This window comes from Rubritalea squalenifaciens DSM 18772 (assembly GCF_900141815.1).
GTDB lineage: Bacteria > Verrucomicrobiota > Verrucomicrobiia > Verrucomicrobiales > Akkermansiaceae > Rubritalea > Rubritalea squalenifaciens.
The window spans coordinates 1,071,740-1,096,699 of the sequence record NZ_FQYR01000003.1 but is presented as its reverse complement, the minus strand read 5'-3'; the positions used below and the strand labels follow the sequence as shown (position 1 = coordinate 1,096,699).

Annotated in this window: 34 protein-coding genes and 1 tRNA gene; 8 read left to right on the top strand and 27 right to left on the bottom strand. The window is 52.9% G+C overall.

The annotated features are described in order from the left end of the window. Nucleotides 1-2 precede the first annotated feature (2 nt). Nucleotides 3-347 (top strand): hypothetical protein, encoded by a 345-nt coding sequence (locus BUB27_RS10110; protein ID WP_143183682.1) that lies wholly within the window; start codon nt 3-5, stop codon nt 345-347. Here BUB27_RS10110 and BUB27_RS10105 read toward each other — a convergent pair. Beyond that, on the bottom strand, nt 344-1,159 hold the full coding sequence (locus BUB27_RS10105; protein WP_200797100.1) for a VanW family protein: 816 nt from the start codon (nt 1,157-1,159) through the stop codon (nt 344-346). The genes BUB27_RS10110 and BUB27_RS10105 overlap by 4 nt on opposite strands. A 98-nt stretch (nt 1,160-1,257) precedes the next feature. Beyond that, nucleotides 1,258-1,902 (bottom strand): PEP-CTERM sorting domain-containing protein, encoded by a 645-nt coding sequence (locus BUB27_RS10100; RefSeq protein ID WP_143183680.1) that lies wholly within the window; start codon nt 1,900-1,902, stop codon nt 1,258-1,260. Nucleotides 1,903-2,007: 105 nt separating this feature from the next. Between BUB27_RS10100 and BUB27_RS10095 the strand changes: the two genes are divergently transcribed. From BUB27_RS10095 to BUB27_RS10080, 4 genes are all read left to right on the top strand, one after another. Further along, the gene (locus BUB27_RS10095; protein ID WP_143183679.1) at nt 2,008-2,838 is read left to right on the top strand and encodes a helix-turn-helix domain-containing protein; all 831 of its coding nucleotides are present in this window, start codon (nt 2,008-2,010) and stop codon (nt 2,836-2,838) included. An 81-nt stretch (nt 2,839-2,919) separates the two neighbouring features. Further along, a complete protein-coding gene (locus BUB27_RS10090; protein ID WP_143183678.1) occupies nt 2,920-3,486 on the top strand; it encodes a rhodanese-like domain-containing protein in 567 nt (188 codons plus the stop codon). Between the two features lie 63 nt (nt 3,487-3,549). Continuing rightward, nucleotides 3,550-4,998 (top strand): MBL fold metallo-hydrolase, encoded by a 1,449-nt coding sequence (locus tag BUB27_RS10085; protein WP_143183677.1) that lies wholly within the window; start codon nt 3,550-3,552, stop codon nt 4,996-4,998. Between the two features lie 62 nt (nt 4,999-5,060). Beyond that, complete coding sequence (locus BUB27_RS10080) at nt 5,061-5,849, top strand: glycoside hydrolase family 16 protein (protein WP_159434901.1); 789 nt, start codon at nt 5,061-5,063, stop codon at nt 5,847-5,849. Between the two features lie 5 nt (nt 5,850-5,854). On the opposite strand, the gene BUB27_RS10075 is transcribed toward BUB27_RS10080, so the two are convergent. Next, nucleotides 5,855-6,631: an ion transporter gene (locus BUB27_RS10075; RefSeq protein WP_143183675.1), complete on the bottom strand. Its 777-nt coding sequence runs from the start codon at nt 6,629-6,631 to the stop codon at nt 5,855-5,857. A 153-nt stretch (nt 6,632-6,784) separates the two neighbouring features. Here BUB27_RS10075 and BUB27_RS10070 point away from each other — a divergent pair, with 153 nt between their 5' ends. Further along, a complete protein-coding gene (locus BUB27_RS10070) occupies nt 6,785-7,633 on the top strand; it encodes an ion transporter (protein WP_143183674.1) in 849 nt (282 codons plus the stop codon). A 164-nt stretch (nt 7,634-7,797) separates the two neighbouring features. On the opposite strand, the gene BUB27_RS10065 is transcribed toward BUB27_RS10070, so the two are convergent. The 4 genes from BUB27_RS10065 to argC form a co-directional block, all read right to left on the bottom strand. After that, the gene (locus BUB27_RS10065; RefSeq protein ID WP_143183673.1) at nt 7,798-8,229 is read right to left on the bottom strand and encodes a molybdenum cofactor biosynthesis protein MoaE; all 432 of its coding nucleotides are present in this window, start codon (nt 8,227-8,229) and stop codon (nt 7,798-7,800) included. After that, nucleotides 8,229-8,801, bottom strand: coding sequence for a LysM peptidoglycan-binding domain-containing protein (locus BUB27_RS10060; RefSeq protein ID WP_143183672.1), 573 nt, complete (start codon nt 8,799-8,801; stop codon nt 8,229-8,231). The genes BUB27_RS10065 and BUB27_RS10060 overlap by 1 nt, the downstream gene beginning before the upstream one ends. 82 nt (nt 8,802-8,883) lie before the next feature. Then, a complete protein-coding gene (gene argJ, locus BUB27_RS10055; RefSeq protein ID WP_143183671.1) occupies nt 8,884-10,143 on the bottom strand; it encodes a bifunctional glutamate N-acetyltransferase/amino-acid acetyltransferase ArgJ in 1,260 nt (419 codons plus the stop codon). Nucleotides 10,144-10,197: 54 nt separating this feature from the next. Continuing rightward, nucleotides 10,198-11,241 carry an N-acetyl-gamma-glutamyl-phosphate reductase gene (argC, locus tag BUB27_RS10050; protein ID WP_143183670.1) on the bottom strand — a complete coding sequence of 348 codons (1,044 nt, stop codon included), beginning with the start codon at nt 11,239-11,241 and terminating at the stop codon, nt 10,198-10,200. Nucleotides 11,242-11,319: 78 nt separating this feature from the next. Between argC and BUB27_RS10045 the strand changes: the two genes are divergently transcribed. Then, nucleotides 11,320-11,396 (top strand) — tRNA-Pro (locus tag BUB27_RS10045). 218 nt (nt 11,397-11,614) lie between these two features. On the opposite strand, the gene BUB27_RS10040 is transcribed toward BUB27_RS10045, so the two are convergent. The 10 genes from BUB27_RS10040 to BUB27_RS09995 all read right to left on the bottom strand — a co-directional run bounded on the left by BUB27_RS10040 (nt 11,615) and on the right by BUB27_RS09995 (nt 18,301). Continuing rightward, nucleotides 11,615-11,992: a hypothetical protein gene (locus BUB27_RS10040; protein WP_143183669.1), complete on the bottom strand. Its 378-nt coding sequence runs from the start codon at nt 11,990-11,992 to the stop codon at nt 11,615-11,617. A gap of 144 nt (nt 11,993-12,136) precedes the next feature. Beyond that, nucleotides 12,137-13,183, bottom strand: a complete 1,047-nt coding sequence (locus tag BUB27_RS10035) for a phosphatidylinositol-specific phospholipase C (protein WP_143183668.1) — start codon at nt 13,181-13,183, stop codon at nt 12,137-12,139. A 233-nt stretch (nt 13,184-13,416) separates the two neighbouring features. Continuing rightward, on the bottom strand, nt 13,417-13,737 hold the full coding sequence (locus BUB27_RS10030; RefSeq protein ID WP_143183667.1) for a hypothetical protein: 321 nt from the start codon (nt 13,735-13,737) through the stop codon (nt 13,417-13,419). 2 nt (nt 13,738-13,739) lie between these two features. After that, a complete protein-coding gene (locus tag BUB27_RS10025; protein ID WP_143183666.1) occupies nt 13,740-14,234 on the bottom strand; it encodes a hypothetical protein in 495 nt (164 codons plus the stop codon). 52 nt (nt 14,235-14,286) lie between these two features. Continuing rightward, nucleotides 14,287-14,802 carry a flavodoxin family protein gene (locus tag BUB27_RS10020; protein WP_143183665.1) on the bottom strand — a complete coding sequence of 172 codons (516 nt, stop codon included), beginning with the start codon at nt 14,800-14,802 and terminating at the stop codon, nt 14,287-14,289. 104 nt (nt 14,803-14,906) lie between these two features. Next, entirely contained in the window at nt 14,907-15,410 is a 504-nt protein-coding gene (locus tag BUB27_RS10015) for a YcxB family protein (protein ID WP_143183664.1), read from the bottom strand. A gap of 73 nt (nt 15,411-15,483) precedes the next feature. Further along, nucleotides 15,484-15,843, bottom strand: a complete 360-nt coding sequence (locus tag BUB27_RS10010) for a hypothetical protein (RefSeq protein ID WP_143183663.1) — start codon at nt 15,841-15,843, stop codon at nt 15,484-15,486. A gap of 213 nt (nt 15,844-16,056) precedes the next feature. Next, nucleotides 16,057-17,226: a right-handed parallel beta-helix repeat-containing protein gene (locus BUB27_RS10005; RefSeq protein WP_143183662.1), complete on the bottom strand. Its 1,170-nt coding sequence runs from the start codon at nt 17,224-17,226 to the stop codon at nt 16,057-16,059. A gap of 112 nt (nt 17,227-17,338) precedes the next feature. Continuing rightward, complete coding sequence (locus tag BUB27_RS10000) at nt 17,339-17,671, bottom strand: hypothetical protein (RefSeq protein ID WP_143183661.1); 333 nt, start codon at nt 17,669-17,671, stop codon at nt 17,339-17,341. Between the two features lie 198 nt (nt 17,672-17,869). Beyond that, the gene (locus tag BUB27_RS09995; protein ID WP_143183660.1) at nt 17,870-18,301 is read right to left on the bottom strand and encodes an SHOCT domain-containing protein; all 432 of its coding nucleotides are present in this window, start codon (nt 18,299-18,301) and stop codon (nt 17,870-17,872) included. Nucleotides 18,302-18,531: 230 nt separating this feature from the next. On the opposite strand from BUB27_RS09995, the gene BUB27_RS09990 reads away from it, so the two are divergent. Then, nucleotides 18,532-19,245: a PEP-CTERM sorting domain-containing protein gene (locus tag BUB27_RS09990; RefSeq protein ID WP_143183659.1), complete on the top strand. Its 714-nt coding sequence runs from the start codon at nt 18,532-18,534 to the stop codon at nt 19,243-19,245. A 183-nt stretch (nt 19,246-19,428) separates the two neighbouring features. Here the strand turns inward: BUB27_RS09990 and BUB27_RS09985 are convergent, their stop codons facing one another. From BUB27_RS09985 to BUB27_RS09940, 10 genes are all read right to left on the bottom strand, one after another. Further along, complete coding sequence (locus BUB27_RS09985; RefSeq protein WP_143183658.1) at nt 19,429-19,782, bottom strand: hypothetical protein; 354 nt, start codon at nt 19,780-19,782, stop codon at nt 19,429-19,431. 17 nt (nt 19,783-19,799) lie between these two features. After that, nucleotides 19,800-20,300, bottom strand: coding sequence for an MlaD family protein (locus BUB27_RS09980; protein ID WP_143183657.1), 501 nt, complete (start codon nt 20,298-20,300; stop codon nt 19,800-19,802). Between the two features lie 11 nt (nt 20,301-20,311). Continuing rightward, nucleotides 20,312-20,617 carry a hypothetical protein gene (locus BUB27_RS09975; protein ID WP_143183656.1) on the bottom strand — a complete coding sequence of 102 codons (306 nt, stop codon included), beginning with the start codon at nt 20,615-20,617 and terminating at the stop codon, nt 20,312-20,314. A gap of 166 nt (nt 20,618-20,783) precedes the next feature. Further along, a complete protein-coding gene (locus BUB27_RS09970) occupies nt 20,784-21,539 on the bottom strand; it encodes a hypothetical protein (protein WP_143183655.1) in 756 nt (251 codons plus the stop codon). A 49-nt stretch (nt 21,540-21,588) separates the two neighbouring features. Beyond that, the gene (locus BUB27_RS09965; RefSeq protein WP_143183654.1) at nt 21,589-21,927 is read right to left on the bottom strand and encodes a hypothetical protein; all 339 of its coding nucleotides are present in this window, start codon (nt 21,925-21,927) and stop codon (nt 21,589-21,591) included. A 54-nt stretch (nt 21,928-21,981) separates the two neighbouring features. Beyond that, nucleotides 21,982-22,353, bottom strand: a complete 372-nt coding sequence (locus tag BUB27_RS09960; RefSeq protein ID WP_143183653.1) for a hypothetical protein — start codon at nt 22,351-22,353, stop codon at nt 21,982-21,984. 123 nt (nt 22,354-22,476) lie between these two features. Next, nucleotides 22,477-22,665 (bottom strand): hypothetical protein, encoded by a 189-nt coding sequence (locus tag BUB27_RS09955; RefSeq protein WP_143183652.1) that lies wholly within the window; start codon nt 22,663-22,665, stop codon nt 22,477-22,479. Nucleotides 22,666-22,674: 9 nt separating this feature from the next. Further along, complete coding sequence (locus BUB27_RS09950; RefSeq protein ID WP_143183651.1) at nt 22,675-23,052, bottom strand: hypothetical protein; 378 nt, start codon at nt 23,050-23,052, stop codon at nt 22,675-22,677. A gap of 6 nt (nt 23,053-23,058) precedes the next feature. Further along, a complete protein-coding gene (locus tag BUB27_RS09945; protein WP_143183650.1) occupies nt 23,059-23,511 on the bottom strand; it encodes a YiiD C-terminal domain-containing protein in 453 nt (150 codons plus the stop codon). 167 nt (nt 23,512-23,678) lie between these two features. Further along, entirely contained in the window at nt 23,679-24,446 is a 768-nt protein-coding gene (locus BUB27_RS09940) for a PEP-CTERM sorting domain-containing protein (protein ID WP_143183649.1), read from the bottom strand. Nucleotides 24,447-24,960 lie beyond the last annotated feature (514 nt).

Genomic DNA, 24,960 nt, shown 5'->3' with positions numbered 1-24,960 from the left:
TCATGGTGAACGATCGCAAGAATGGAGCTATCCTGCAATGCCCGCAGTGTAAGAAACCGCTGGTGAATATCGCCAGCAGGCTGGAGCGCTTGAATCCGATTGCGAGGTTGATAGAGAACTATCATTTCCACATCGTGGGGGTGTGGGTGTTCTGCATTTTGGGGGTTTTCGCACTGAACGTGAATGACCTAGGTATGCTGCGTAGTGCGGGATTTGCGCTGGTCGCGATGGCGATGTTACCCTCGCTCATCATGTATTTCTTGGTGAGGCAGTTTAATGTCTATCGGGTGACCGAGTGTCCGTATTGCAAGCACCGGGAATCAGAGAAAATTGGCAGGGTTCACTAGTCAATATCCTCCCAAGTCTCTGGCGTGTACATGACGCGGACGTGGTTGGTCTTGAGGTGTTCTTCGTGGAGAATGTCGCCGGAGTAGCGTGAGAGGACTTTACGCCAGATCTCGTTGTGGCGGTAGAAGGTGGGGCCTTGCTTGAGGAAGTGATGGTTCTTCTCGAAGATCTTGTAGGTGTGCTCGGTGGGGGCGTCGGAGACGAGTTGGCCGTTGAGGTTTTTATCGTCGATATCTAGCAGGAGCTGGAAGGTGAGGTCGGTATCATTGCGGAAGGCGAAGTCGATGTAGTTATAGAAGATGGCGCAGCCGGTGCCGAAGGGGATGGAGCGGTTTTGGTCCGGGAAGGGATCAAAGCTATGAGTGCTGCGCTCGGTGACTGTTAGAGGGCTGTGGAGGACGAGCCAGTGGAGCATATTGGCCATCTGGCAGATGCCGCCGCCGATGCCGGACTGGGCTTTGCCCATGGAGAGCTCCATGCCTTCGAGAAAGCCACGCTTGGCTGTGGGTTTGCCGACGGCTTTGCAGAAGGAGAAGGTTTCACCAGGGCGGATGAGCAGGCCGTTGAGGTGAGGAAGGCAAAGCTTGAGATTGGTGACTTTATTCAGCTGCAGCTGCATTTCGGATTCACCTAGTAGCTTGATGAGGCGTGAGGAGTGGCGCTTCACATTGCAGGGTAATGAGTGCTCTGTCTCGATAACAGAAGCATAGGAGGATTTCTCCAGATGCCAGCGGAGGTGCCGTTTGGCTCGGTGACAACGGATGGCTAAGGCATAAAGCAGGGGATGACGGTGACTGAGTAAACGACGCACATTCAGGCCTACGCAGGGGTGTGGGGAATAGTTTCATAGAAAAAAAGCCAAGCCCGGCATGGGCTTGGCTTTGAGAAAAAATCAAAAGCTTTGCTGTCTTATCGTCTGCGGCGTGTGATTAGGCCAAGACCAGCCAGACCGAGTAATGAGACGGAGGACGGCTCAGGAACAGCGGCTGCATCGAAGGTGACGTTATCAAAGAAGTACTGGTTGTTGCCGTCTTCATTGGTACCCATGGACAAGCGGATGGTTAAATCTCCAGAGTCGGCTACTTGTGAAGCGTAGGATGTGGAGATGGTGGTCCAGCTGTCTTCAGATGTGGTGCCAAGTTCGGCGTTCGTGTACTCAGTGGAGGATACGGTGGTGCCGCCGAGAAGAATCTCAATCATGTAGCTGGATGGTTGCTGGCCGTAGGAGGCGAATGGATTGCCGACATCGACGGTGGCCGTGTATAGGGTATTAGCCTGAATGGTGGCGAGAGCGGAGGAACTGACTGATTGACCGCCGTCTTCATAGAAGAGGTAGGTGCCGTTCGCATTGCCATCGGCATCAGCAGAGAAAATGCCTGAGTTGAGTTCGGCTGCAATGTAGCCGCCACCGGTGGTGATCCAGTTCTGTGAGGCGGCGTACTGGGATCCTGTGCGGTCTTCGAAGTCACCGTTAGGGACGGTGATGCTGACGGCTGAGGCGTTCGTACATGTGAGTGCCGATAAGGCTGTGAATAGGAGTATGTTTTTTTTCATTGTTGCACCAAGAGATGGTTAGAATCCCATAAATAAACTCAGCCGGGTCATTCTTCCATGTACAGATGGCACTTAAAATTGTACAAATAGGTAAATTTTGGATAAATGATGACGCGTAAGACCCATTACTTTAAGCAGTATGCCGCAGAGAGTGCCACACCTTTGGGGAAAGTGGTCACTGTGTCTACTCTGGTGACAGATCCAGGACGCGACATATTAAGCCTGAGAACGCTTCCGCAGTACGCGCTTGTACTCAATATCCACGCAGAAGGTGGCAAGTACCGGTCTTTAGATGTACCCGATCTCGCCTTTGAGAGTGGCTCTTGCATCTTGGTTTTGCCCAATCAAGCGCACCGCTATATTGTAACGAAAGGTAGAAAATGGGAGCAGATGTACCTGGTATTCGAAGGGGAGGAATTTGATCTGTGGGCGGACAAATTGTCATTACAGAACTACATGCCCATTTCTCACGGACATGATGTGAGCGCAATGAAGCAAATGTTTATGGAGGTGGCTGAGACTAGCGCGACCAGTCCTCTAACAGCACAAACCAAGGTGTTGTCAATCTTGGCCAAGCATGTGGATGCCTTGAGAAAGGAGACTGGCCAGCTTGAAGGGGAGAAGTGGCTCGCCAAGGTCTATCATCTACTGAGCGATACCAATTTATCGGTGCATGAGATTGCGGCCAAAGTGTCGATGAGTTACGAGAATTTCCGTAAGCGTTTTGCCCAAATCGAGGGGGTGAGTGCTCTGGCTTACCGGAAAAAAGCGCGTGCGGAAAAAGCGGCGATTCATCTCCTGAGCACCAATGAAACCATCGCCCATGTGGCGGAGCAGCTTGGCTACTACGACGAGTCTCACTTCTCCCGGCAGTTTAAGGAGGTTCGGGGGATGAGTCCTCGTGCGTATCGTAAACAATACACGAAACTTACGTGAGTAGTCATTATTTCCGGGCGATAAATTTGACTTTACTCGTTTTGAGTATATTCTAATATCGCGATATAGAAAAATGAAATCATGAATACGATCAAAGCGAAAGATTTACATGAGAAGATCACCCGACAGGAGGCAGGGTGGGAACAGGTCATTGATGTCCGTACACCATTGGAGCACCGGGAGGTCCATCTTCCCGGTGCCCAGCATCATCCGCTGGACGGTCTGGATGCAGGGGCGATCTCTGGTAAGGAGAAGCCACTGTATATTCTTTGCCGTTCAGGCAAGCGTGCGGAGCAGGCTCAGGCACAGCTAAGCAAGGCTGGGGTAGAAGGGTGCCAAGTCATTGAGGGGGGTATCCTGTCCTGGCAGGAGGCAGGCCTTCCGGTGGAGGAAGATCGCAGTGTGATGCCGCTGGAGCGGCAGGTGCGTATTGCTGCCGGGGCTTTAGTGCTGCTTGGGGCGATCTTGGGCTTTCTGTTGAACCCGGCATTCTATGGTTTGTGTGCCTTCGTGGGAGCTGGTTTGGTCTTCGCGGGGATTACCAATACCTGCGGAATGGGGATGCTGATTGCCAAGATGCCATGGAATCAGCCGAAGGATAAAAAGCAGCAATCAGCACCTGCTGATTGCTGCGGCAGTGGTGGCTGATCTGTGCTATAATGAACGCTTGGTCGAGTGTTCGCTTTTATCATTACCAACCCCAACTGAGTTATGTTTTTGAAACAAATTTATGACCCGTCTCTCTCCCAGTATGCTTACCTGATTGGCTGCCAGCGTACGGGACAAGCGATTATCGTGGACCCGGAGCGGGACATCGACCGCTACCGCAAGATTGCCACCGAGAATGACCTGGAGATCACCGCCGTGGCGGAGACGCACATTCACGCGGACTTTGTGAGTGGTGCCCGTGAGTTGATGGAGACGGATGACCGTATGCAGGCGTATCTCTCCGACGAGGGAGATGCGGACTGGAAATCAGAGTGGGCGCAGGGCTGTGAGCGGGTGAACTTTGTGAAGCACGGAGATCAGTTCAAGATCGGTAACATCCAGTTCACCGTGCTGCATACGCCCGGCCACACGCCGGAGCACGTTTCTTATCTGGTAGAGGACCAGGGAGGTGGAGCCGATGAACCGATGGCTCTGCTCTCCGGAGATTTCATGTTTGTCGGTGATGTGGGGAGACCTGATTTGTTAGAGTCAGCAGCGGGTGATGTGGGGTCACGTGAGCCATCAGCACGCCGTCTCTATCAGTCTATTCTGGAGTTTGCGAAGCTTCCTGAGTTCCTGCAGGTGCTGCCAGCACATGGAGCAGGCAGTGCGTGTGGCAAGGCTCTGGGAGCGATCCCTTCTTCCACCGTGGGGTATGAGATGCGCTTCAATCCGGCACTGAAGATCGCCTGCAAGGAAGGCGAAGATGCCTTTGTGGACTATATCCTGAGTGGTCAGCCTGAACCGCCGATGTACTTCGCCCGCATGAAGCAGGTGAATAAGGAGGGGATCGAGGTGCTGCGTGGTCTGCCGAAGCCCAAGAGAATCAGCACGGTGAGCATCGCCGGAGTGAGCGGCCAAAATGGATCCGTGGTGCTGGACATGCGGGCTGACCGCAGGGATTTCATGGCAAAGCATTTGAGAGGCTCTCTGCACACACCTCCCGCGAAGTTTTCTGTAGCAGCGGGCAGTTACGTGAAGCCGGATCAGGATGTTTATTTTTTGTTAGAAAAAGAATTACAGCTGGACGAGGCTGTCCGCGAGCTGATCCGTATGGGCATCGACCACATCCGTGGCTATGCGCTGGCGGGTGAGGTGCTTTCTGATATCAACTGCAATGCCTGTCTGGCATCGACCCCGGTCATCCAGATCACCGAAGCCGAGGAGGCGAGGGACAAGCATGCTGGGGCCACGATCCTGGATGTACGCTCTGCCGGAGAGTATGAGGACTCCCATATGGAGGGGGCTCAGAATGTTTCCTACACACGCATTGCAGCACACCTGGATGAACTGCCGGATCCAGCCAAAGGGCCGCTCGTGGTTCACTGTGGCAGTGGCGTGCGCGCCTCACTGGCGGTGCCTTACCTGGAGCGCTTGGGCTACGAGATGATCTATGCAGACGGCATGTTCTCTGACTGGAAGCAGAGCTGCGGCGAGAGCTGCGAGGTGTAGGAGATTTTCTCTCTCTTGTGTCAGTAGTGCTAAGAATGGGGTGCTTGGGGCGTAGAAGGGGTATGCGCTTCTACACACTACTCTTGTCTACTCTCATGATTGGGGGCTCGTTTGCCTCGGCGGCTGAAAAGGTGACTGTACCTGAGGGCTGGAAGCTGCACTGGCAGGAGGAGTTTAACGGACCTCTGAATGAGAAGGTGTGGTCGCGCGTGACGAAGGGGACGGCGGACTGGAGCAATATGATGACGGATCACCCGAAGGCGGTGCGGGTTCAGAGCGGCGTGCTGCGTCTGTGGGGAGTGAAGAATACCAAGAAGGGAGAGCAGCCTTACCTAACAGGTGGCCTGAGCAGCAATGGGAAGTTTGATTTTGAGTACGGCAAAGTGCAGATCCGAGCGCGCTTCAAGTCCGCCAAGGGGGCTTGGCCTGCGTTGTGGATGCTGAAGAGCAATGCCAAGTGGGGCAAGGAAGGTATGGGTGAGATCGATATTATGGAGCATCTCAATTTTGAGGACCAGGTCTACCAGACGGTGCATTCCTACTACACCGTACACAAAGGGGGCTCGAACAAACCGCCGAAGAGTGGCACGGCCAAGATTTCCCGCGACGACTGGAATACCTACGGCGTAGAATGGGACAAAGAAAAGATCGTTTTCACAGTGAATGGGAAGCCAACGCACAGCTATGCCAAGCAGGCGGACAAGGGAGCGGAGCAGTATCCTTTCCACGGACCATTCTACTTCATTCTATCTATGCAGATCGAGGGCAAGTGGGTAGGGGAAGCCGATCCGAAGGACTATCCGGCCTGGATGGATGTGGACTGGGTGCGGGTCTATAAGAAGGCTGAATAGGGCGGTTACTTGAGCGAGCCGTACTTGAGAGCTTCTTTAAGCTCGGCGATTTCCTTCCGGAGTAAGCTTATTTCCCGGAGAGTTTGCTCATCCCTGGCCTTATCTTTCTGTTCAGATGATTCATCATAGAGTGAGGCCAGATAGCCGGTAAGGGTACTAAAGAGGCCGATTCCGGAAATCATGAGTACACAGGCAACGACTCTTCCCAACTCGGTTACAGGATAAAAATCTCCGTAGCCGACCGTGGTCATGCTGACAAACGACCACCACAAGGCATCATGAGCGGAGGAGATGTTTGCGTTGCCTTGTTTCTCAAATTCCAAGACCAGGATCGCTCCAAAAATCATGATGAAGACACTAGTGCATGCCAGACTGAAGAGGGCTCCTTTGGCTCTGTTTTTGAAGATCGATTGCGAAAGCTGACGAGCGGACTTGATGCCCCTGATGATTCGAAAAACCCGAACGATGCGGAAAACTCTGCCCCAGCGCAGAGTGTGAACCGCCGGTATGCTGGAGAGTAGGTCAATCCAGCCCCACTTGAGGTAAGCCAGGCGGTTTCTCGCTGTGATCAGGCGGGCCATAAAATCGATAAAGAACAGCGCACAGAGTCCATAATCGACAATTCTGAGAAGCTCTTTCACCTCGGAATCCAATGATCTGAAATAAGTGGCCATGAGGATGAGCACTGAGATGATGGACAGGTAGCCCATGAAAAGGTTCCAGACGATGCTCTTTTGAAGGCCAATATGGGGAGATTTAAAATGGGCTGGGGTAATACTCATAGCTCGTGATTTGCTTGTACTCGAACTATCAGTTGGTCCCGGCAAGTAAAGCCCGCAGGCTTCACCGCCGCGGTATCGCGTGGAAATAAAGCAGGACTTTGTAACGCCTTGGTAGATTGACAGGATGGGGGACTTGATAGAGAATCGGCGCTAATGGCGGAGGATGAACAGACGAAGCAAGCAAAGACTCTGAAGCAGAGAGTGTGGGAGATTATCTTCGAGGCGGAGACGCCGGCGGGGAAGCTCTTTGATATAGTTCTGCTCTGCTTCATCGGCATGAGTGTGCTAGCGGTGATGCTGGAAACGGTGGCGGAGTTTAAAGACAAGTACAGCTCCGAGCTGCTTTTTGTGGAGTGGTTTTTCACGATCATGTTTTCAGCCGAGTATCTCTTGCGCCTGTGGTGCTCCCGCAAGCCACTTCGCTATGCGACCAGTTTCTTCGGGGTAGTGGATCTGCTGTCCTGCTTGCCCACCTATATCACGCTGTTCCTGGCTGGCACCTCCGGCTTTGCTGTCGTGAGGGTGCTGAGGCTTCTGAGGATGTTCAGGGTGCTGAAAATGGCACATCACGTCAGAGGGGCACATGTGATCATGCAGGGACTGGTGAGATCCCGGGCCAAGATCACCGTCTTCTTCTTTGCGATCCTGATGTTTGCCGTGATTGCGGGTACGGTGATGTACTACATTGAAGGTAATGTGGAAGGGACAAGCTTTACGAGCATCCCGATGAGCATCTACTACGCGATCGTTTCCATCACGACGGTGGGTTACGGAGATGTGGTGGTGCAGACGAATCTGGGAATTTTCGTAACCACGATCATGATTCTAACTGGTTATGCCGTGATTGCAGTGCCTACCGGAATCGTGACCACCGAGCTGATGAGAGGGAAAGACAACGAATCCGATCACACGACAGACGCTTGTCCTTCCTGTGGAGCTCATGGCCACTTGGCTGATGCCGTCTATTGCCGCCGCTGTGGCGATAGGCTGGATCATGATTGAGAATGGGAGTTTCCAGTTTTTCAATGTCCAGTTCTTAGGACGCAAGCGTGTATAGGAAGTTGAATCTAGTTGTTTTCTTTGATCACGAATGGCACAAATTTCACGAATACGGGCTAGATGAAGCTTCTGGAACGAGAGAGGTGTGACTCTTCAGCGTGATCTACCTAGTGCTTGTGGTCTGCACAGCCTTGGCAGGATGGCCAGGCGGTGGTGGAGTCTGTGTAGTGCTCCTTTTTCCAGATGGGGACGCGGGTCTTCACTTCATCAATGATGTAGCGGCAGGCCTGGAAGGCGGCATCGCGATGGTGGGAGGAGACGGCGACAACGACGGCCAGATCCCCGATGGCAAGGTGGCCGATGCGGTGATGGCAGACGGCTGAGGTGACGGAGAATTTTTCAACGGCTTCCAGCAGGATGCGCTTGCCTTCTTTTTCTGCGAGTTCCTGATAGGCTGTATATTCCAGGGACTGGACGGATTTGCCATCATGATGGTTGCGTACCCAGCCTTCAAAGGAAACGAAACCGCCTGCTTCTGAGGCGCGGGTAAGTTCACGCAGAGAGGCGTGATCGATAGCGGTGTCGACAATGGAGAACATTATCTAGGAATGGTGAGGCGCTGTCCGATGCGGATATTGCTGCCGGATATACCATTGGCGCGCTGGATAGCTTTGACGCTGGTTCCATACTTGCGGGAGAGCGCGTAGAGAGTGTCTCCCTTTCTGACGGAGTGGACTCGTGGAGATGGCTTTTTAGGCTTCACCACGACAGGTTTCGGCTTCGGCTTGGAAACTGTCTTTGGCTTGCTGTAGGTCTGAGTCTTTGGCGGTGGAGTGTGGGTTGCTACCTGTGTAGGTCTCTGCTGAGACGGTCGCTGGGCTACTTGAGGCTGCTTCTTGCCAGACCTTTCCGCCTGTTCGCGCTGATGCTGCTCCTTGGAGATGTAGCGGCGCTTTGGCGGATTGTCCGCCCAGGACTCCACGTAGTTTCCATTCTCATCGAACGGGCCAAAATTTTCCTGATAGGCATGAGGATTAGTCACGACGACGTCGATGACATCTGGTCTGCTCTGGCTGCAGCTCGCGATGACTAAGGGGAAGGTGATGCCCGCCAGCAGAGTACAGAGGCGTTTGCGTTTCCAGAAGGTTATGGGGCGGGCATTTGGGATCATCGCGCAGGGACTATGCCATGAATCATTTAAATATCAAAACTAACTACGTGACTTAAGCTGATTCTCTTTCGGTGAGATGAAATTATTGTTGGGTCAGGCCGTCTTTACGGGCCTGTTTCCAGTAGGCGTATTCCGAACGGTTGAAGTCGATATACTCTGGTGAGAGGTCACTGGAGTAGACGCAGTACTCGGCACTACCTAGATGAAGATCGATGGTGATGGTGAACTGGTCTTCGGAGACGACCTTGCGGAGGTCCTCCATGGATGTGTCTGACTCCAGCCCGCCCAGGCAGGCAGGTTTGCCGCCGATATGGATATCAATTAGTTCCTCACGGATGGAGGCGCGGGAATAACCCACCGCGTGAATGATGCGGCCCCAGTTAGGGTCGTTGCCATTCCAAGAGGATTTCACCAGAGATGAGTTGGCCACGGCTTCGGCTACCTTCTTGGCATCATTGTAAGTGCGGGCACCTTTGACTTCCACGGTAACGAACTTGGTGACGCGTTCGCCGTCCCGTACCAATGACTTGGCCATTTCGAGCATGACGACATTGAGAGCTTCACGGAAGAGGCGGCAGGCCTTTGAGTTACGCTTGATGCGTGGCATGCCAGACTGACCGTTGGCGAGCACGACGACAGTGTCGTTGGTGCTCATGTCTCCATCGATGGTGATGCGGTTGAAGGAGTTCTCCACGGCTTCCTGCACGGATTTGTTCAGGTTCTCTTTGCCGATGTTCGCATCCGTAGTGATGAAGCAGAGCATGGTGGCCATGCTAGGGCAGATCATGCCGGCACCTTTGGCGCAGGCGCCAATGCGTACCTTGTGGCCATCGATATCCATGGAGAGGGCGATCTCCTTGTTGGTGGTATCACTGGTCATGATTGCCTGGGAAACTTCGGTACCTTGCTTACGTGCCAGTTTCTCTACGAGCTCGGGAAGCTTAGGCTCTACGCGTACCATTGGCATAGGGAGTCCGATGACTCCGGTGGAGCAGACGGCTACCTGACCCTGGCGAAGGCCAAGACCTTTGGCGATGGTTTTGGCACAGTAGCGTGCATCCTGCACACCTTTGACACCGGTGCATGCGTTTGCGTTACCACTGTTGGCGAGGATAGCCTGCACGTCACGGTCACGCATATGTGCCTGACTTACGCGTACAGGGGCAGCCTTGACACGGTTGGTGGTGAAGGTGGCGGCAGCCACGCAGGGGTGCTGGCTGTAGATGAGTGCCATGTCCAGGCGGGTGGCTTCAGGATTCTTGATGCCAGCGGAGACTGCGCTTGTTAGGAAACCTTTAGGCGCGCCGACTCCTCCTTTGATTTTTCTAAATGGTGAGGACATTGCTGTGCTAATTGACGGAGAGTTGCGAAGGGGAGAACCCACTATGCGTTATAATTAAATGTTCTGCAAACCTTCAGTCGCAGAAAGTTCGAACATCAGGTTCATGGATTGTACGGCCTGGCTGGCGGCACCCTTTCCAAGATTGTCCTCGGCGCTGAGCAGCAGGACGCGGCCCGTGCGGGGATCGTAGTCCCAGCCGATATCCAGGAAGTTGGTACGGGTAACGTTCTTCGTGTCCGCTGGCTGGCCTTTGCCGAGTAGTCTAACAAAGTCAGAGCCTCCATAGGCTTCTTCCAGTGCTGCACCGATAGCGTCAGCATCACCTGTTAGGGTAGCGCTAGTGGTGGTGCAGATACCATTGTGGGCCGGGACGAGGTGCGGAGTGAAAGAGATCTGGACTGCCTGACCTGCGGCGATGGAGAGCTCTTGCTCGATTTCGGAGAGGTGACGGTGCTTCGGTACGCCATAGGCGCGTACGGATTCGTTAGCCTCACAGTAGGAGAAGAGGACGTTGCCGGTCTTACCCGCGCCGCTGACACCACTCATGGAGCAGGTGACGATGCTGGCAGGATCGATGAGACCTTTCTCCAGCAGGGGAACAAGTGGAGTGATGATGCTGGTCGGGTAGCAACCAGGGCTGGCGACGAGCTTGGCAGACTTGATCGCCTCGCTACGGCCCTTGAGTTCTGGAAGACCATAGACGGCTTCGTCGAGTAGCTCGGGTGCCGGGTGCGGGTGACCATAGAATTCTTCGTAGACCTCAGCAGAGTTGAGTCTGAAGTCGGCGCTGAGATCGATCACGCGGATACCCTTTTCTAGCAGGGCGATGGCGTACTCGGCCGCTACTCCGTGAGGGAGGGCAAGAAAGGCGACTTCTGCGCCTGCAGCAGCAATCGTGTCAGCACTCGGGGCGGTGAATTCCAGTTGGGATCCCTGCACGCCTCGGAAGCGGGGAAACACCTTTTCAAGTGGTTCACCTTCGTACTGGCGTGAAGTGACACACACCAGCTCGGCAGCAGGATGCATGAGGAGAAGTCTAAGTAGCTCTGCTCCTGTGTATCCGCTGGCGCCTACGACCGCTGTCTTGATTGCTTTCATTGTGGGACATGAAATTGCAGGAAATTTATGACTTGCCAACCATGAACTGAGGAATAAGGTGCCGTCAGATTCCTAGTTCGGGGCGTAGCGCAGCTTGGTAGCGCGTTTCACTGGGGGTGAAGAGGTCGCAGGTTCAAATCCTGTCGTCCCGACCATTAGGAATCCCAAATTTTCTAAAACGCCCGGTCTCGAATGAGTTACGGGCGTTTTTATTGGCTGGAACTTGGCTGGAGGGGATCCGTTTTTGACCACGAATCTCACGAATTGCTCGAATGGGCCTGCTTGATGAAACGGGGGCACCACGGAATTCACGGAAGGACACAGAAGATGGCTTTTGAAGCGGGAACTGGTGACTTGTGACATTTACCTGAGCTTAATCCGCCGGATTTCCCTCCAAGCGTTCGATCTCCGCAAGACGTTTCAGGAGGTCGGCTTTTTCTTCTGCTAGAGAAGGGGAGGAGACGCGCTTGATGATGTGGTCGTTAGTGAGATATACGCCGCTGAGCATGGAGGTTTTGACATGGGCTCGGTGAAGGTGGCCGTCGCGGTCTTTATAGTCGATCTCATAAATTCTGGCGTTCTTTTCTCCGTACCAGCCCGGGCCAAAAGGATCCCAACGTTTGTCGACAAGCTCGCCATCCATGCTGCGGATATGGTTGGCTATACGCTCCTTGTCGCATGCTCCAGCCATCAGGCGAATAGCAAGGCCAAGTCCGATGATTACAATGATAACGATCGCTGAAAAATCCATAGTTTCTGAGGTGATACTATGGAGTGTGGAAACGCGCGGCCATGGTAATCTGGCTCATTCTTTGTAGCCAGTTTGAGACTTTTTACACAAAAGGGAATGGAGGGGACCCTGAAGCCCCCTCCATTGCTGTTTAGGGGGTAATTGTTAGTCGAGCTTATCGTTGAGCCTGATGATGTTGTTGATAAGCCCGGGTCCGGGGAAGTCAGACATGACGATGCCAACGTGGTTGTTATAGGCGCTGTCGATCCAGTTGGTGGTCAGGATGTTGGTGCCTTCGAAGGCGATGGTGCAGATGCCGAGGAAGCAATTGACCCTCGGGAAGTCCGGCCAGCTATTTTTCCAGCCGGGTGTGGTTCTGCCGGTGGCCAGTCTGGGGGCATTGGTGCCGGGGCTGGAGTGGCCGCTGGCGACGAAGTAGGGGAATGAGCCGCCGGAGCCGCTGAGGTAGTTCATGTACTTCACGCCTGAGCTGCCGCTATTGGCTTTGGCCAGTTGCTTTTTGACCTCTTCCCATTTGCTGTACAGATCCCAGTTGGTGCCGAGGTTGTACTCGTCCTGGATAGAGAAGGAATCGTACTCGATGCCGTAGGTCTCGGCGGCGGAGAAGTTCTGCAGGATGACGATCTTGCCACGAAGCTCTCCGAGAGATGGGTTGTTATCCGTACCGCTGGGCTGCCAGCAGTATTTCTTGTAGCTGTTCCAGTAGCCGTCTCGGAAGGTTTCCTCGAAGGTGCGGGTGTTATTCTCCGGCTTGTACTCTTCCTTCACGCGCATCATGACGGTCTCGCTGGGGTTTTTCTGGAGGAAGTCGATGGCGATATTCAGAACGTCTCCGAAGAAGGTTTTCTGGAAGAAGGCTCCATGGTGGATGGCAAAGACATCTGCGATGTGGCGGCAGCGGATATCCAGCACACGTACGCCGGACTCAAGCTGGTTCTCCAGGCTCATGGTCTGGCACTGGACGGCATCCCCTCCGTAGAAGGCCATGGTATCATGGGTGCCGGGCATCGACAGCTGGCTGACTTTGGTGGAGTCCGGGATTTTTTCCATCCACTTGGGGTTGGAGGTTTTGGCTTCCTTGTCGTGAGAGTAGCCGCTGTGGGAGTGGGTGAGCTCCTCGGTGAGTTTAGCGGAGGGCTGGTATTCTACAGCGTGGCTGTCTCCTTGTTTCTCGGTAATTTCCTGTAGCATTTGGTTCCTTCTAGTTGGATTTTTAAAGGGCGCTTCTTCTCTCTGTTAGATAGGTTTCCAAGAGGAGAAGGGGGTGTAATGTACAGGGAGTCAGTGAGATATACGATACTGCGTTGCGCTCTTTATTTTGATCAGTCCATAGGTGAAATATTTTGTGTGACCGGTTGATACAGAGTGACAAATGGTCGTGATTGAGCTACACAGATGGGTTGCTTTTATCCGTGCTGAGAGGACTATTTACTCCCGGCGATTTTGAGGATTTCCAAAAGGTCTTCGCGAAGCTCGTCAGGTAATTTGTCCAGCTTGTGGTCTGGGAGGTGGAAGGTGCTGGTGCTATCGCGCTTGAGTTCGATGTCAAAGAGAGACCCCTGCTCAGGGTCTTCAGATTCAGTGCGGATGACTTTGTAAGTGCGGTAGGTGGAGGAGGTGAATTTACCTTTGGTGAAGTGGCAGATCCACTCGCGGGATTCACTGAAGTGCTCGGCAAAGGCTTCGATGAAGAGGATGTGATGAGCTTGGCGGGTGACGGCGATGTTACTGCCGCCGCAAGCCATTCCTATTCATGGTCAGTGGTGGCTGTGGGCTGAGCTTTGCTCTGCGCGTATTCTTCCAATATGGTGGTGATCTCCGTGACGAATTCCTGGGCGGCCTGCTTGTTGTACTCAGGCTTGAAGAGTCGATCAGGCTGACCGGGCAAGCTCAGTACGACGAGCGGCAGGTGGTTGCCGAGCCGTTGGCATTCCGAGGTGCCGATGCTTTCACGTGTTTCCGTAGGGTAGATCAGGCAGAGGCAATGATGCCTGGCGAGGACTTGCTCTGTTTCTGCAGTTTGCAGGGCGTCGATAGCGAAGGGAATTTCCCATTTGGAGGTAAAGGCCGCGAGGATGGGGCGATCCGGCTGGAGCTCGCGGTAGGCTGCGATACTGTTCTGGGCCTCATGCCACTCTAAGGGCGTAGGCTGGGGTTCTAGGGTAGAGACTGTTTGTGTAGACGACTTCTCTCCGCAGCTCGCGAGCAGGAGGGCCGTGATTAGTAGCCAAACGTACTTCATGGTTTCTTCCATTAGCTACGTCGCCAAGATGGGGGATGTATCGAGAAGTGGGTTAGATGGATGGTGTGCCAAGAATTTTGCCGGCGAAGGTTTTGGCTTCTTCTAAAGCGATGGGGAGGAGTCCATCGTCGTTGGTTTGCCCATAGAGGGCTCCGGAGTAGTGCATCTGGAAGTATTGGCTAGTGAGAGCGAAAGGAATTTCGAATCCTTCGGGCAGGGTTTCGTCTGATCCTGTAGCAATGAGCCAGGTACGCTTACCGGCAAGGGAGCGGCCGATCTCTTTGTTGCGTGTGATGAGGTCTGAGAAGCGGTCAATAAATGTCTTCAGCTGAGCGCTCATGGCGTACCAGTAGACAGGAGTGCAGAAGATGATGTCTGTAGCCGCAGCCATTTCATGTGCTAGATGAATGAAGTCGTCCCCGCCATTTCTTGCCTGATAATCCCAGGGAGTGATATCGTAGTCTGAGAGATCGAGCAACTTGCCGCTGCAGGTACTTGTCACGGCTCTGGCGAGGGCGCAGGTGTTGCCGTCAGGACTGGAGCTTCCGAGTATGGCTAGGGTGGACATCGTTTGTGTGCTTAGTTTGATTCTATCTATCAGAGGATTGAAGGCATTTTGTCCCTATGGTGTCGTAGATGGCGCACATGAGCTTGATCAAAATGCGGTGTTACTTATTTTTTACCGAGCCTTACGTCTAACAATTCCTTGATCGCTGGGAGATCTTGCTCCGGGGAGAGGCGTTTGGGGAGGATGAGGGGGCTGAGCGGGGAGAGATAGAGGAGAAAGCAATTGGGACTCTCACGGTAGTAGATGAAGTTTGACCAGTCGCAGTGGATGGGCTGGTCTTTGTCATCGATAGTCTGGAGGCCATCGGGCTTGAGAGTGACTTGGAAGGGGTTTCTGGAGGACGGGTGTTGGCTCCAGAGCCGGCGAACCCGCCAACGGAACTGGAGCGGGGAGATTACCAGTGCGTAGAGGATGAAGAGGACTCCATAGATGAGGATGATCTTGTCTTCCTTCTGGCTCGCTGAGAGTAGGGTGCTCAGGATCATCCCCAGGCCGCTAAGGGTGAGTACAGTGCGCAGGGCAATGCGGCGCCTGGAAGCAAGGATCTTGTGACACTCGAGGTATTCCTCGAACTTGAGCTCTCCTGAAAAGGTGTATTCGGCTGCCATGCTGTTTGTGGTGTGTTTTTAACACACATCTAGCAAGTTGCACGCGATTTAGCTCAGGGAGGATGTGGTTATGTTAGATCCTGGCTCCCGTCTCGTAGAGGTGGTCGATGCAGTAGATGGTCTGATGCACGGTGGGGGCGCCGCAGCCGGCCCAGATGCAGGGTGTCTCTGTGGTGCCGCCGCGGGAGTGGGTGAGGAGCTGCTTGCGGGAGGCATCGCCCGCTGGCTGCCACTGATCAGGGTCGCTGATACGGGTGACGACTTGTGGCTCCTCTCTGCGCGGAAAGTCGATAGCCCAGTACTGCTCGCAATCTGCACACTGGAAGAGGCTGGCGTGCTGGCCGCAGGTCTTCTGCAGCAGGCGGTGGTGCCAGCCGTGAGGGGCTTGCTGCAGGTAGAGGGTTTCCGGAAGGTCGGTGCAGTGGCAGGACATGGATGGGTGTTTTGGGCTTGAGGTAGAGGTTTTTGAGATGAGTGGGATCGATGGTGAGTCGATAATTCACCTCATAGTAGCGATCAGCTTGCGATAAGAAGGGTGGGCTCGTCTATGATATTTTCCGGGGATTTTGCGACGAGGGGAAAAAGAAAGCCGTACCTTGTGTGGGTGCGGCTTTTTTCGAGTTGTGTTTTGAGTTTTGGGGAGAGCCTATCGCTTCGTTTTTTGCTGGTCGAGCGGTGGTGCGCCCGGGAGGCGGTGATCTTTGCTGCGCTGGATGGGGCAGCGGACGAGCTCGTTGTTCTCGGCAACGACCTTGGGGCTATTGGAAAGGAGAATGCCACGGGCGAAGGCGTCCTGAATGTAGCAGTCTGTGACGGAGCCCTCGGCATGGAAGAAGGCGACGGCGTCATCGCCGGAGCCGATGAAGCGACAGTTGCGCACGATGTTTCCAGTGATGGGCTTGTCCCAGGGCTGACCGATCTGAGGACCGCCACCGGGGGAGGCGAGACAGGGGACCTGGCCCAGGATGGCAGGGGCGCGGTCGGTCACGCAATTCAGGATCTGGATATTACCGAAGCTACCGCGAAAGACACCGCGCGTCTTGTGGGTCCATTTGACGGAGTCGAAGATGAAGTCGGACCCGCCCATGAACCAGTAGGTCTGGCCGCCATGCTTTGACTTGATCCCGATGAGGGAGCCAAGCGGGTAGTTGGCGGTCTGTGATTTTCTTTTCAGAGTCAGTTGCCAGCGTTGTCCCTCGATGTGTCTGGCGCTTTGCCAGGGGATTTGCTCATTGTCCGGCTGGATGATCTGGGGATCAGTCTTGCTATCCTGGTAGCGGCGGAGGTAACGGCCTTGGGAGCTGTCGGGATTGAATATATCCAGTGGAGTTGGGAAGCCGGGCTGGATATCGAGGATGATTTTCCCGGGGGAGAGGGAGACCACGTGCCCTTGGCTGACGGTGTAGTTCTTACGCGTCATGTGCATACCCATCATGGTGACCCGGTAGGTCTGGCGGCCTACGATGGCATGCTTGTCATCGCTGAAGACGAGAGTCGTTTTATCCATGCCCTGGCCTTTGAAAATGAGTCTGCCCTCGAGGCCTGGTTTGACATGACTGAGGTTGATGATGCCTTCTTGCTCGGATCTGTCTTCCAGATAGTAGGTGCCTTTGTCGAACTCCAGGATGACCTGGTCACTCGGTGCTTTTGTGAAATGCGCTTTGGCGTCTGCTATGGCTTTCTTGATGCCGGCTGCGGTGATGCCGTATTTCAGCTGGACATTCCAGGTGATGGTTTCTGCCTGCGCAGAGGCAAGTGTGGCAATGCTGATCAGGATCAGCAGAGCTCTGGTGCGATATGGGCGGAGGATAGACATCAGTTTTTTCACAGACTAGAGGACGGTCTATCATGCTTACGTGGATCAGTCGATCAAGCTGCTCTGTTTTGCGAATTGGGTGCACGCCTTTACGAACTGTGGTCTCAGCATGTTATTCCCAGTACTCGCAGAGTTCGCTCCATTGGCGGAGACGTTCAGTGGCAAAGTTTTCGTGCCAGCCCTCATCGATATTCCAGCCCCTGATGTGGAACCAAAGATAGATATCGCGCTGTTCCTGATGTTCGGTTGGGTCTTTCTCGTGGTGCTTGATCTGAGAGAGGTGCTGGTAGCGCTCTCGCATTGTTTGTTTTTCGGAATTGCTGGTACCCATGCGGTGGACGAGATGAAACAGGGTAGGTCCCCAGAGGAAAGAAAGTATGGGGAGGGCGATAGCTGCGAGTAGCCAAAAGCGGCGCTTACAGCTGAGACGTGGCAGTAGTAACATGAAGAGTAGTTAAGGTAATGAATACGTTGCGATGGCCTTTTATCTTGCGTTGATATGGATGATTGCTGCAGGTCACAAAAAAAGCGGACCGTCAGTGACGGACCGCTTGATGTTTTTTCACATACAATAAGGGGGTATTTCTGGGGGGATGAGTAGACTATAGCAGAACTACCTTAATAGAAGATTAAGAGGCTTGATTTAAAGTGAGTTGAGGATGCGTGTGCGCTGACTGCTGTATTCCTCGTCACTGAGGAGTTCTTTGTTTTTTAGCTCCTGTAGCTTTTCGAGTCGAGTCTCCAGAGATTCCTCTGGCTCATCCTGAGTAGCCTGAGGCTTGGTCTTGTTAAAGAACTCGTTCAGCGGATCAGGCTCCTCTTCTCCCGTAGTGATATCGAAAGCCGAGTAACGGTTTTTGCTGGTCGCATTCTTGAAGTTGTAGACGGTCAGGAATACGCCCAGACAGACAAAGCCAAGCGGAAAGAGCGGGAAGATGATCCGTATGGGCTGAGGAGCGGAATCAGGAATGACCGTGGCGAAGAGGATGAACATGCCAAGGCTGACAGCGGTGAAGAAGATGCAGAAGACGCCTCCTGCGATGGATGGGCCTCGGCCGGGTTTGATACTATGCATGGTGATGGGGCAGCAATTTCTGTTTGCTTGGCCTTAGCTAACAGGTGTGGGGCGTTTCTTGGAATTATAAAATGGTCTTTTGTGTATAGTAGCAGAAACCTTGAGGGAGATGAGTGGTGTGGAAAATGTACCAGTGTATTGTTTTTGTTGGGGAGGAGAATGGTTGACGTAAGTAGTTAGTATGGGGCATATTACGCTTTGTCTTATTTTAAAGAAACCCCATCAATAAAATGTATAAAACCTCGATGATTTGTGGTCTGGCAATGCTAGGCTTGATTTCCAGTGGCCAATGCGTGGTCACGTGGACCGGTTCGGGAGGAGATACCGATGTTTTCAATGATGCCAACTGGGATTTTGGTTCCAGCTCGCTGTCGGCTATCGATGCGAACACGGAAGTTCTGGATGATCTGGTCATTTCTAATGCCACAGTGACTTCAGCGAGTGGCGCTGGATTTGGTGCTCTCCTGATAGGTGATGGCTTTAGTCTGACTCTTACCAATTCAGACTACAGCAGTGCGGGAAATACGGATGGTATATCCGGTGTGGCTAGTGGCGCCCAGTCAACGATCAATCTGATCAACTCAAGTATGAATCTACAGTTTGCTTCCATCGGAGTGGACTTTAATGTGGATGGTACGAGTAGCCTACAATTCCGAGGTGGGGGCGACCCGATCAATTCTCAAGTAGATACCACGGCATTGAACCTCTCTGTTGGTGCAGAACTCACACTGACTACTCGTGCGGAGTTCGACGAGCAGGTGACAGACACTGGCGCAGCTGGCACCATCACGGCCAATGGCACTGAGGTGACTGTGGGCAATATGGATACGCTATTCAGCTTTACTGGTGGCGGGCCTGTGACTGGAACCGTCGTGCCAGAGCCTTCTTCCATGGCTTTGCTCGGAATAGGTGGGATGGCTCTTCTACTACGCCGTAGGAAGTAATCTTATCCTCGCCGGTTTCAACCGAAACGCTCCTGCTTGTTCAGGAGCGTTTTTGTTATTTATGGGGAGCATATCAATATGGGCCACTGATTCAGCGGATTGTCTGTAGAGGTAAATGGATTGGCTGGCTCTAACTCGACTAGTAGCGGTAGGAATCGATATCAATATGTGCTCCTAATGGGACTATTGCTTCGCTTTGTGCTGAGCCTTGAGGCGGATGACTTTGATGGTAATCGCGGCTAGCAAGGGAGCCATCCAGCCAAGCAGGATCCAACCTGCGGTAATGTTGGGGCCGTCTGGAATGGCGAGGAATTCTTCTTCACTCAGTGGATTTTTGAGGTGCTCGCTGAGCATTTGGCTAGTTCTTATGGCTCCAAGAATATGGATTATAATGAAGCCTAGAATCCATGTGAAGATGCAGAAGAAGATAGGTACGTGCTGGGATTTACGCCATACTGGAGCGAGGAGAAGTGCGAGTAATGAAGGTATGAGGACGGCAATGCCGTGATGGACGAATGGATTTTCTAGCAGGGACATTGAATATTTGAGCAGCTCTACTGTTGTTGATTTTTCAGAATCTCCTGGCATTGCTGGATCGCTTCTTTGCGCTGACCTTCTGGAAGCTTGGAGAGGGCGGTGAAGAGGTCGATGTAGCTGGATGGGTCTTTCAGGAAAGGGGAAAGATCGACACTGGGTTCTTGGGCGGTGATCGTGCTACCATGTGGTAAGTGCTTACCTGCTGGTTTACCTGGGGTGATCGTGAGCTGGCGGTCGCCTAACAGGCTGGCTGTAACCAGGTGGAAGGCATCGGCCTCATTGATCAAAGGGGCATTTTCCTCCAGTTGGATTTTTACTGCGGGCTGCTTCTCTTGAAGCAAGACCTCGGTAACGGTGCCAATCGTGACTCCCAGGTACGTGACTTCACTCCCTTCACTGAGTTGGCCGGCATTGTCTAGTAGGATGGTGTAGTGGCTGAGCTCAGGCTGCTCTTTAAAGAGAACGGGAAGGAAGTAGCCAAGCAAGAGTCCAGCGAGAAGTGCGGCGGCGATTTTCATAAACGGTGAGTCTAGAGTTTCAGTTTTGTGGCAGCTTCCCGCATGGATTCTACCAGTACTTGTCCCATGGTCTCCTGGCTGTAGGGGGCTTGGTAGGCGAGCTCCTGGATGGTCAGGGTCAGTTGGGCGTCGCTCATCTCAGCGAGCGTGGAGAGAGCAACTGCCTCGGTAGATGGGTTGTAGGCTTTGCCGTATGATGCGGGAGGATGAAGCCAGTGGATGGGCTCCTCATTGTCTTGCGCTAGCCTCAGGGATACTTTGGCGATGTGAAGCGGCTTTTCAGGCTTCTTAAAGGGAAAGTCGGAGTAGATCTTCATTCGGAGATTGAGGTGAAAAGGAAAACGAGTGAGCTAAGAGCAGATGTCTTGAGGCAGGATTGTATCTTTTCCGGAATGGCTGGCGAGGATCATTTTGCTGTCCACTCCTGGGGCGCAGGTAGGTTCGATGTCTAAGTCTTGGAGTGTTTGCCCGTACCGAGATTACTTATTCTCTCTCAGGGTCAGGTTCTGGGCGTTGAAAGCGATACTCTAGCAGATATTTGGCGATGTCAGCACTGTAATAGCCAGCTTCACCGCGCAGGGCATTTAGGCCCGGAAAGTTGGTCAGGCCAAGTTGAAGGAGTGGGAGCTCTTCGGGAGTAAAGTAGTAGCCTTGATGGCTGGAAAGGTAGCAGCGGTAGTGAAGGCTGATGAGCTCACATGCGAGACTGGACTTGAGAAGGTATTCTTCCTGACTGGCGGCTTCGTCCCAGCGTATGTTGGTGTCCTCTATTTTTAGTTCACGATAATAGTCTAATGGGCTGTCATAGAGGGCGTGGATCTCCAGTTCGGATTTCAGGACTTTGACGTACTTGGAGAGTCCCTCTTCTGGAGTCTCTGTGAAGTGATCACTTGAGTTGAGCGTATTGAGTAAGTAGATGAGGGATTCTCTGTGAGTTGTCTGCTCGATGCTAGCCTGATCAGCAGAGGGAATATGCTGGTTGAGCTGTTGAGTAATCGCATCTGTTGTTCTGACATTGGCAATGTGCAGGGAGGCTCGCTGTTGCTGTAGATTGATAATGTGATTCTGCAGGGCGATGATTTTTTGACTCTTGGATGTGTCGGCATTGCGTAGGCTGATAAGTTCCTGCTGGGCCTGAGAGAGTGAGGCTTTGACGGTTTCTAGATCTTGGCTCGGTTCTTTCTGGCAGGAGCTTAGAATTAGGCAAAGGGCGGCAGACAGCAGGTAACGACATTTCACAGCGCCAGACTATGGCGATACCGTACCCACTAGCAAGCTTTGATGCTGTTTATTTAGCATTTAGGGGGCGAGGCAGCTTGAAAATCCCGACGAGATGGCAGATGAAGAAGGGGATCAGGATAATGGCTACGAGCGCACTCATAGGATTGCGGTAATAGAACATCATGAGGAGAAGCTGTGCGCATAGCAGCGTGGTGATTCGAGAGAAATGGAATCCACCACCTAGAGAAATGACAAAGGCTCCAGCCAGTCCTCCGAAGCCCAAACCATCCGCAATCCAAGGTAGGAGTTCGCGGGCCGCTCCATGCTTCAAGTGACCACAGGCACAGTGATGGTAGAGCTCGCAATGAACGGCACCTAAGATGCCTAGCAGACTGCAGATAGCCACTTCAATGTGGCGGGTGCGCGTGGATGGGCGTGGTTTTTTTGTTAGGCTGCATATTTAAGATTTTCTCTCAAGGTACCAACGATGCCATTTACCGGCTGCCTTCTTCTCCTGGGAGAAAAGGTGCTTCTTAGGTAGTTCTTCCCACACCACGTTAAATGAATGGTGTGCTATAGGGTCTTTTCTTTTATTGGGTTTGTTGGCTGGCTGACAGGTAAGAGCTCGGATGATACCTCCCTGCGTCCTATCGTATGCAAGATAAGCATCTTCGTCATCTATGCCAAACTCTGAGATCAGTTGTTGGATAGCTGTATCGTAGCCTATACGCTGATCTAGCTGACTCATGATGAACTCAGCCACTTGGCTTTGTGTATGGCCGTGTGGTAATTCAATATTCATGTCATCTGTCCAACCTTCTGGAATACTCATGCTCATATAGGGTTAATCGATAGTTTGGATGACGCGGTCTTCTCCGACCACTTATGTGTCTTCGCGAATGATAAATTTGTGTCCGGCAGTGAGGGCTGAGTAGTCGAGGGTGTCGTACATGAGCTAAAAAGTGACTGTGCTAGTGGTGCCCAGCGATGCTTCCTCTGCTCCTTCGATACCTGTCACTCTTACAGGAATCCATTCGTCTGTACCAGCAGGGATGAGGTGCGGACAGTAATCCTGCCTGAGGCCGAAATGTCTGCCACCTTCAGCCTCGGGTTTCATGTAGATTGTGGAGGTAATGGATTTCATAGGGTAATTCTAACTAAAATCTCCGCCTTTGAAGTAGGTCTGGCAAGGATGGCATACGTAGTAATCTACATCTTCGTGATTTTCCTTCTGCCAAGCAGTATTGCAGTTCTCGCAGTGGATGAGGCTAGCTGGGAGCTTTGAATGTCTAACGATTGCGCAAACACAGATCACGAATGCGGTGATTGTTGAATAGCGATAGTAATGCTCTGGAAGAAAAGAGGATAGGCCGATCAGAGGGAGAAATAAAGGACTCCATGCAATGATGCCTCCGAGGGTAAAGTACTTCTTTGTCCTCGCTCCACTTAGGGACGAGTGCTTCAAGAAGGCTCTACTGGCGTCCAGATTCTCTTGGAGGCTGAGGTCAGGGTGTGGATGGCGATGAGGCATGGTGCATTAACTTTCCTGACAGCCCACAGCCACAAAGCTGCCCAGCATTTCGCCGGCGGGTTTGCCATCGTAGTGGAGGTGGGTTTGGACTTGGAGGCGGGCTTTGCCGCGGCGGCGGAGCGTGTGGAGGAATTTGTCCCAGTCGGCGGTTTCTGGGAGGGTTGCGGTGGCGGAGAAACGGCCTAGGATGGGGGCATCGTAGCTCATGGTATTGCGCTGGATGACGAGGGTAGTGGAGATACCGAGGGACTTGAGTCGGGCATGGAGATAGGCCCAGGCCGAGAGGATGGCGATGGAGGAGGCGCTGCCACCGAAGACAGAGTCACGGTGGTTGATGTTTGGCTCCAGCGGCGCGCTGAGGGTGAGAGAGTTTTCGCCAACCTCTTCGATGCAGGCCTGCATGGCGCTGGCCTGAGGAATGCGCTGGTAAAGGTAGTCTTGTAGTTCTTGGGCGGTCATGAGTGCTTACAGAGCCTACTAGAGGATAGATGGGGTGAGTGTGCGAGGAAGAATTCAGGGATCGTCTCCGTGACTTGCTGTTAGTCGGCAAAAAGACACCCTGCCTCTCGCTATGAGGGGAGGCAGGGTGGGTTAGGTTTATACCCGCAATTATTTAGCGTTCTAGTCTATCTGCGACGGCGCGATAAGAGGGCCGCCAGGGATATCAGGAGCAATGCGGAGGATGATGGCTCAGGGATTTCGTCATCTGGTGGTGGTGGGCCGCCATCGCCGGAGCCTAGGGTCCATTCTTCGAAGCCTGCATCGGATCCTGTAAATTCACTATAGAGAATGATGAAGTCATCATCCTCGACTCCATCGAACAAATCCAAGGGGATGAACATGCCCATATCAGAGCGTCCACTACCGGTGCCTTGGAGGTTGTAGTCCAGGAGTACAGAGCTATCACCAGCCCCATCCAGGTCATACAGGAGGGTGGTGGCACTGTCACCAGCCAGATCGGCCAGTGATTGGTGGGAGAGACCGCCAGTGGTGGAGCTGAAGAGTTGCAGCGCCTCCAGAGTGATTTCCCCTTGGGGTACGTTCTCATTTACGTCCAGTAGGAATGGTACGTAGAGTACGTCATTAATGTTCACGGTATTCAGGCTGGAGAACAAGACATCGTGGGTCCATGTGCCATCGATGTTGTCCATCACACCATTGGTGTTGGTGTTATAGCCTTCCTCTTGACCAGTCATTCTAATACGTAAGAACACACCGCCATCTTCTCTGCCGAATATGCCTGTACCTGCTGGTTGAGAGTTATCGACGGCAAACAGAGCATCATTTATGAAGCCCGAGGCGTCGACATCACCTCTCAAGTCAACTAGGGTAGCGTTGGCTGTAGCGAGAGTAGCAGTAAGGGCCAGAAGCCCCTTGATTAAGGTGGGGGTCATACTTTTCCTTTCGTTAGTTGGTTGTTCATGGGAGCGATTTATTGGACTTCCATGGCTTTGACCTCATCGAAACGACACACACAATGGAGAGCTTGCTGAGGTCTTAAGCGTTATGTATTAAACGCTTGTCTGCTTTTTGAAACAAGGGCTGCTTGTTGTGATTCTCTTAAGTATAGTGACTTACGTTATCATTCCTGTTTTGGGGAATGATAACTTGTGCTTAATGTGTTAAGTGGAGTTATGTATCTATATGGGTTGTGTGTCTATTAAGTCGACAAGAGCTGGGGAAGTTCCCTTCGTCGTAGTATTCCCTGCTTCTTAAGTAGGTGATGGTCGGTCGATTCGTGACAAATTCGGAAATGCGAAACGAATCGTAGCTACGAAGCTCAAAGCCAGGATACGAGTGGATGGGGGACCTTAATGATTCTCCTAGAGATCAGTCCATATAGAGTATGATCCAGTAGGCAAAAGCCGTGCCGACGATGGATAAAGCGAGAGAAAAGCCGAGATAGAT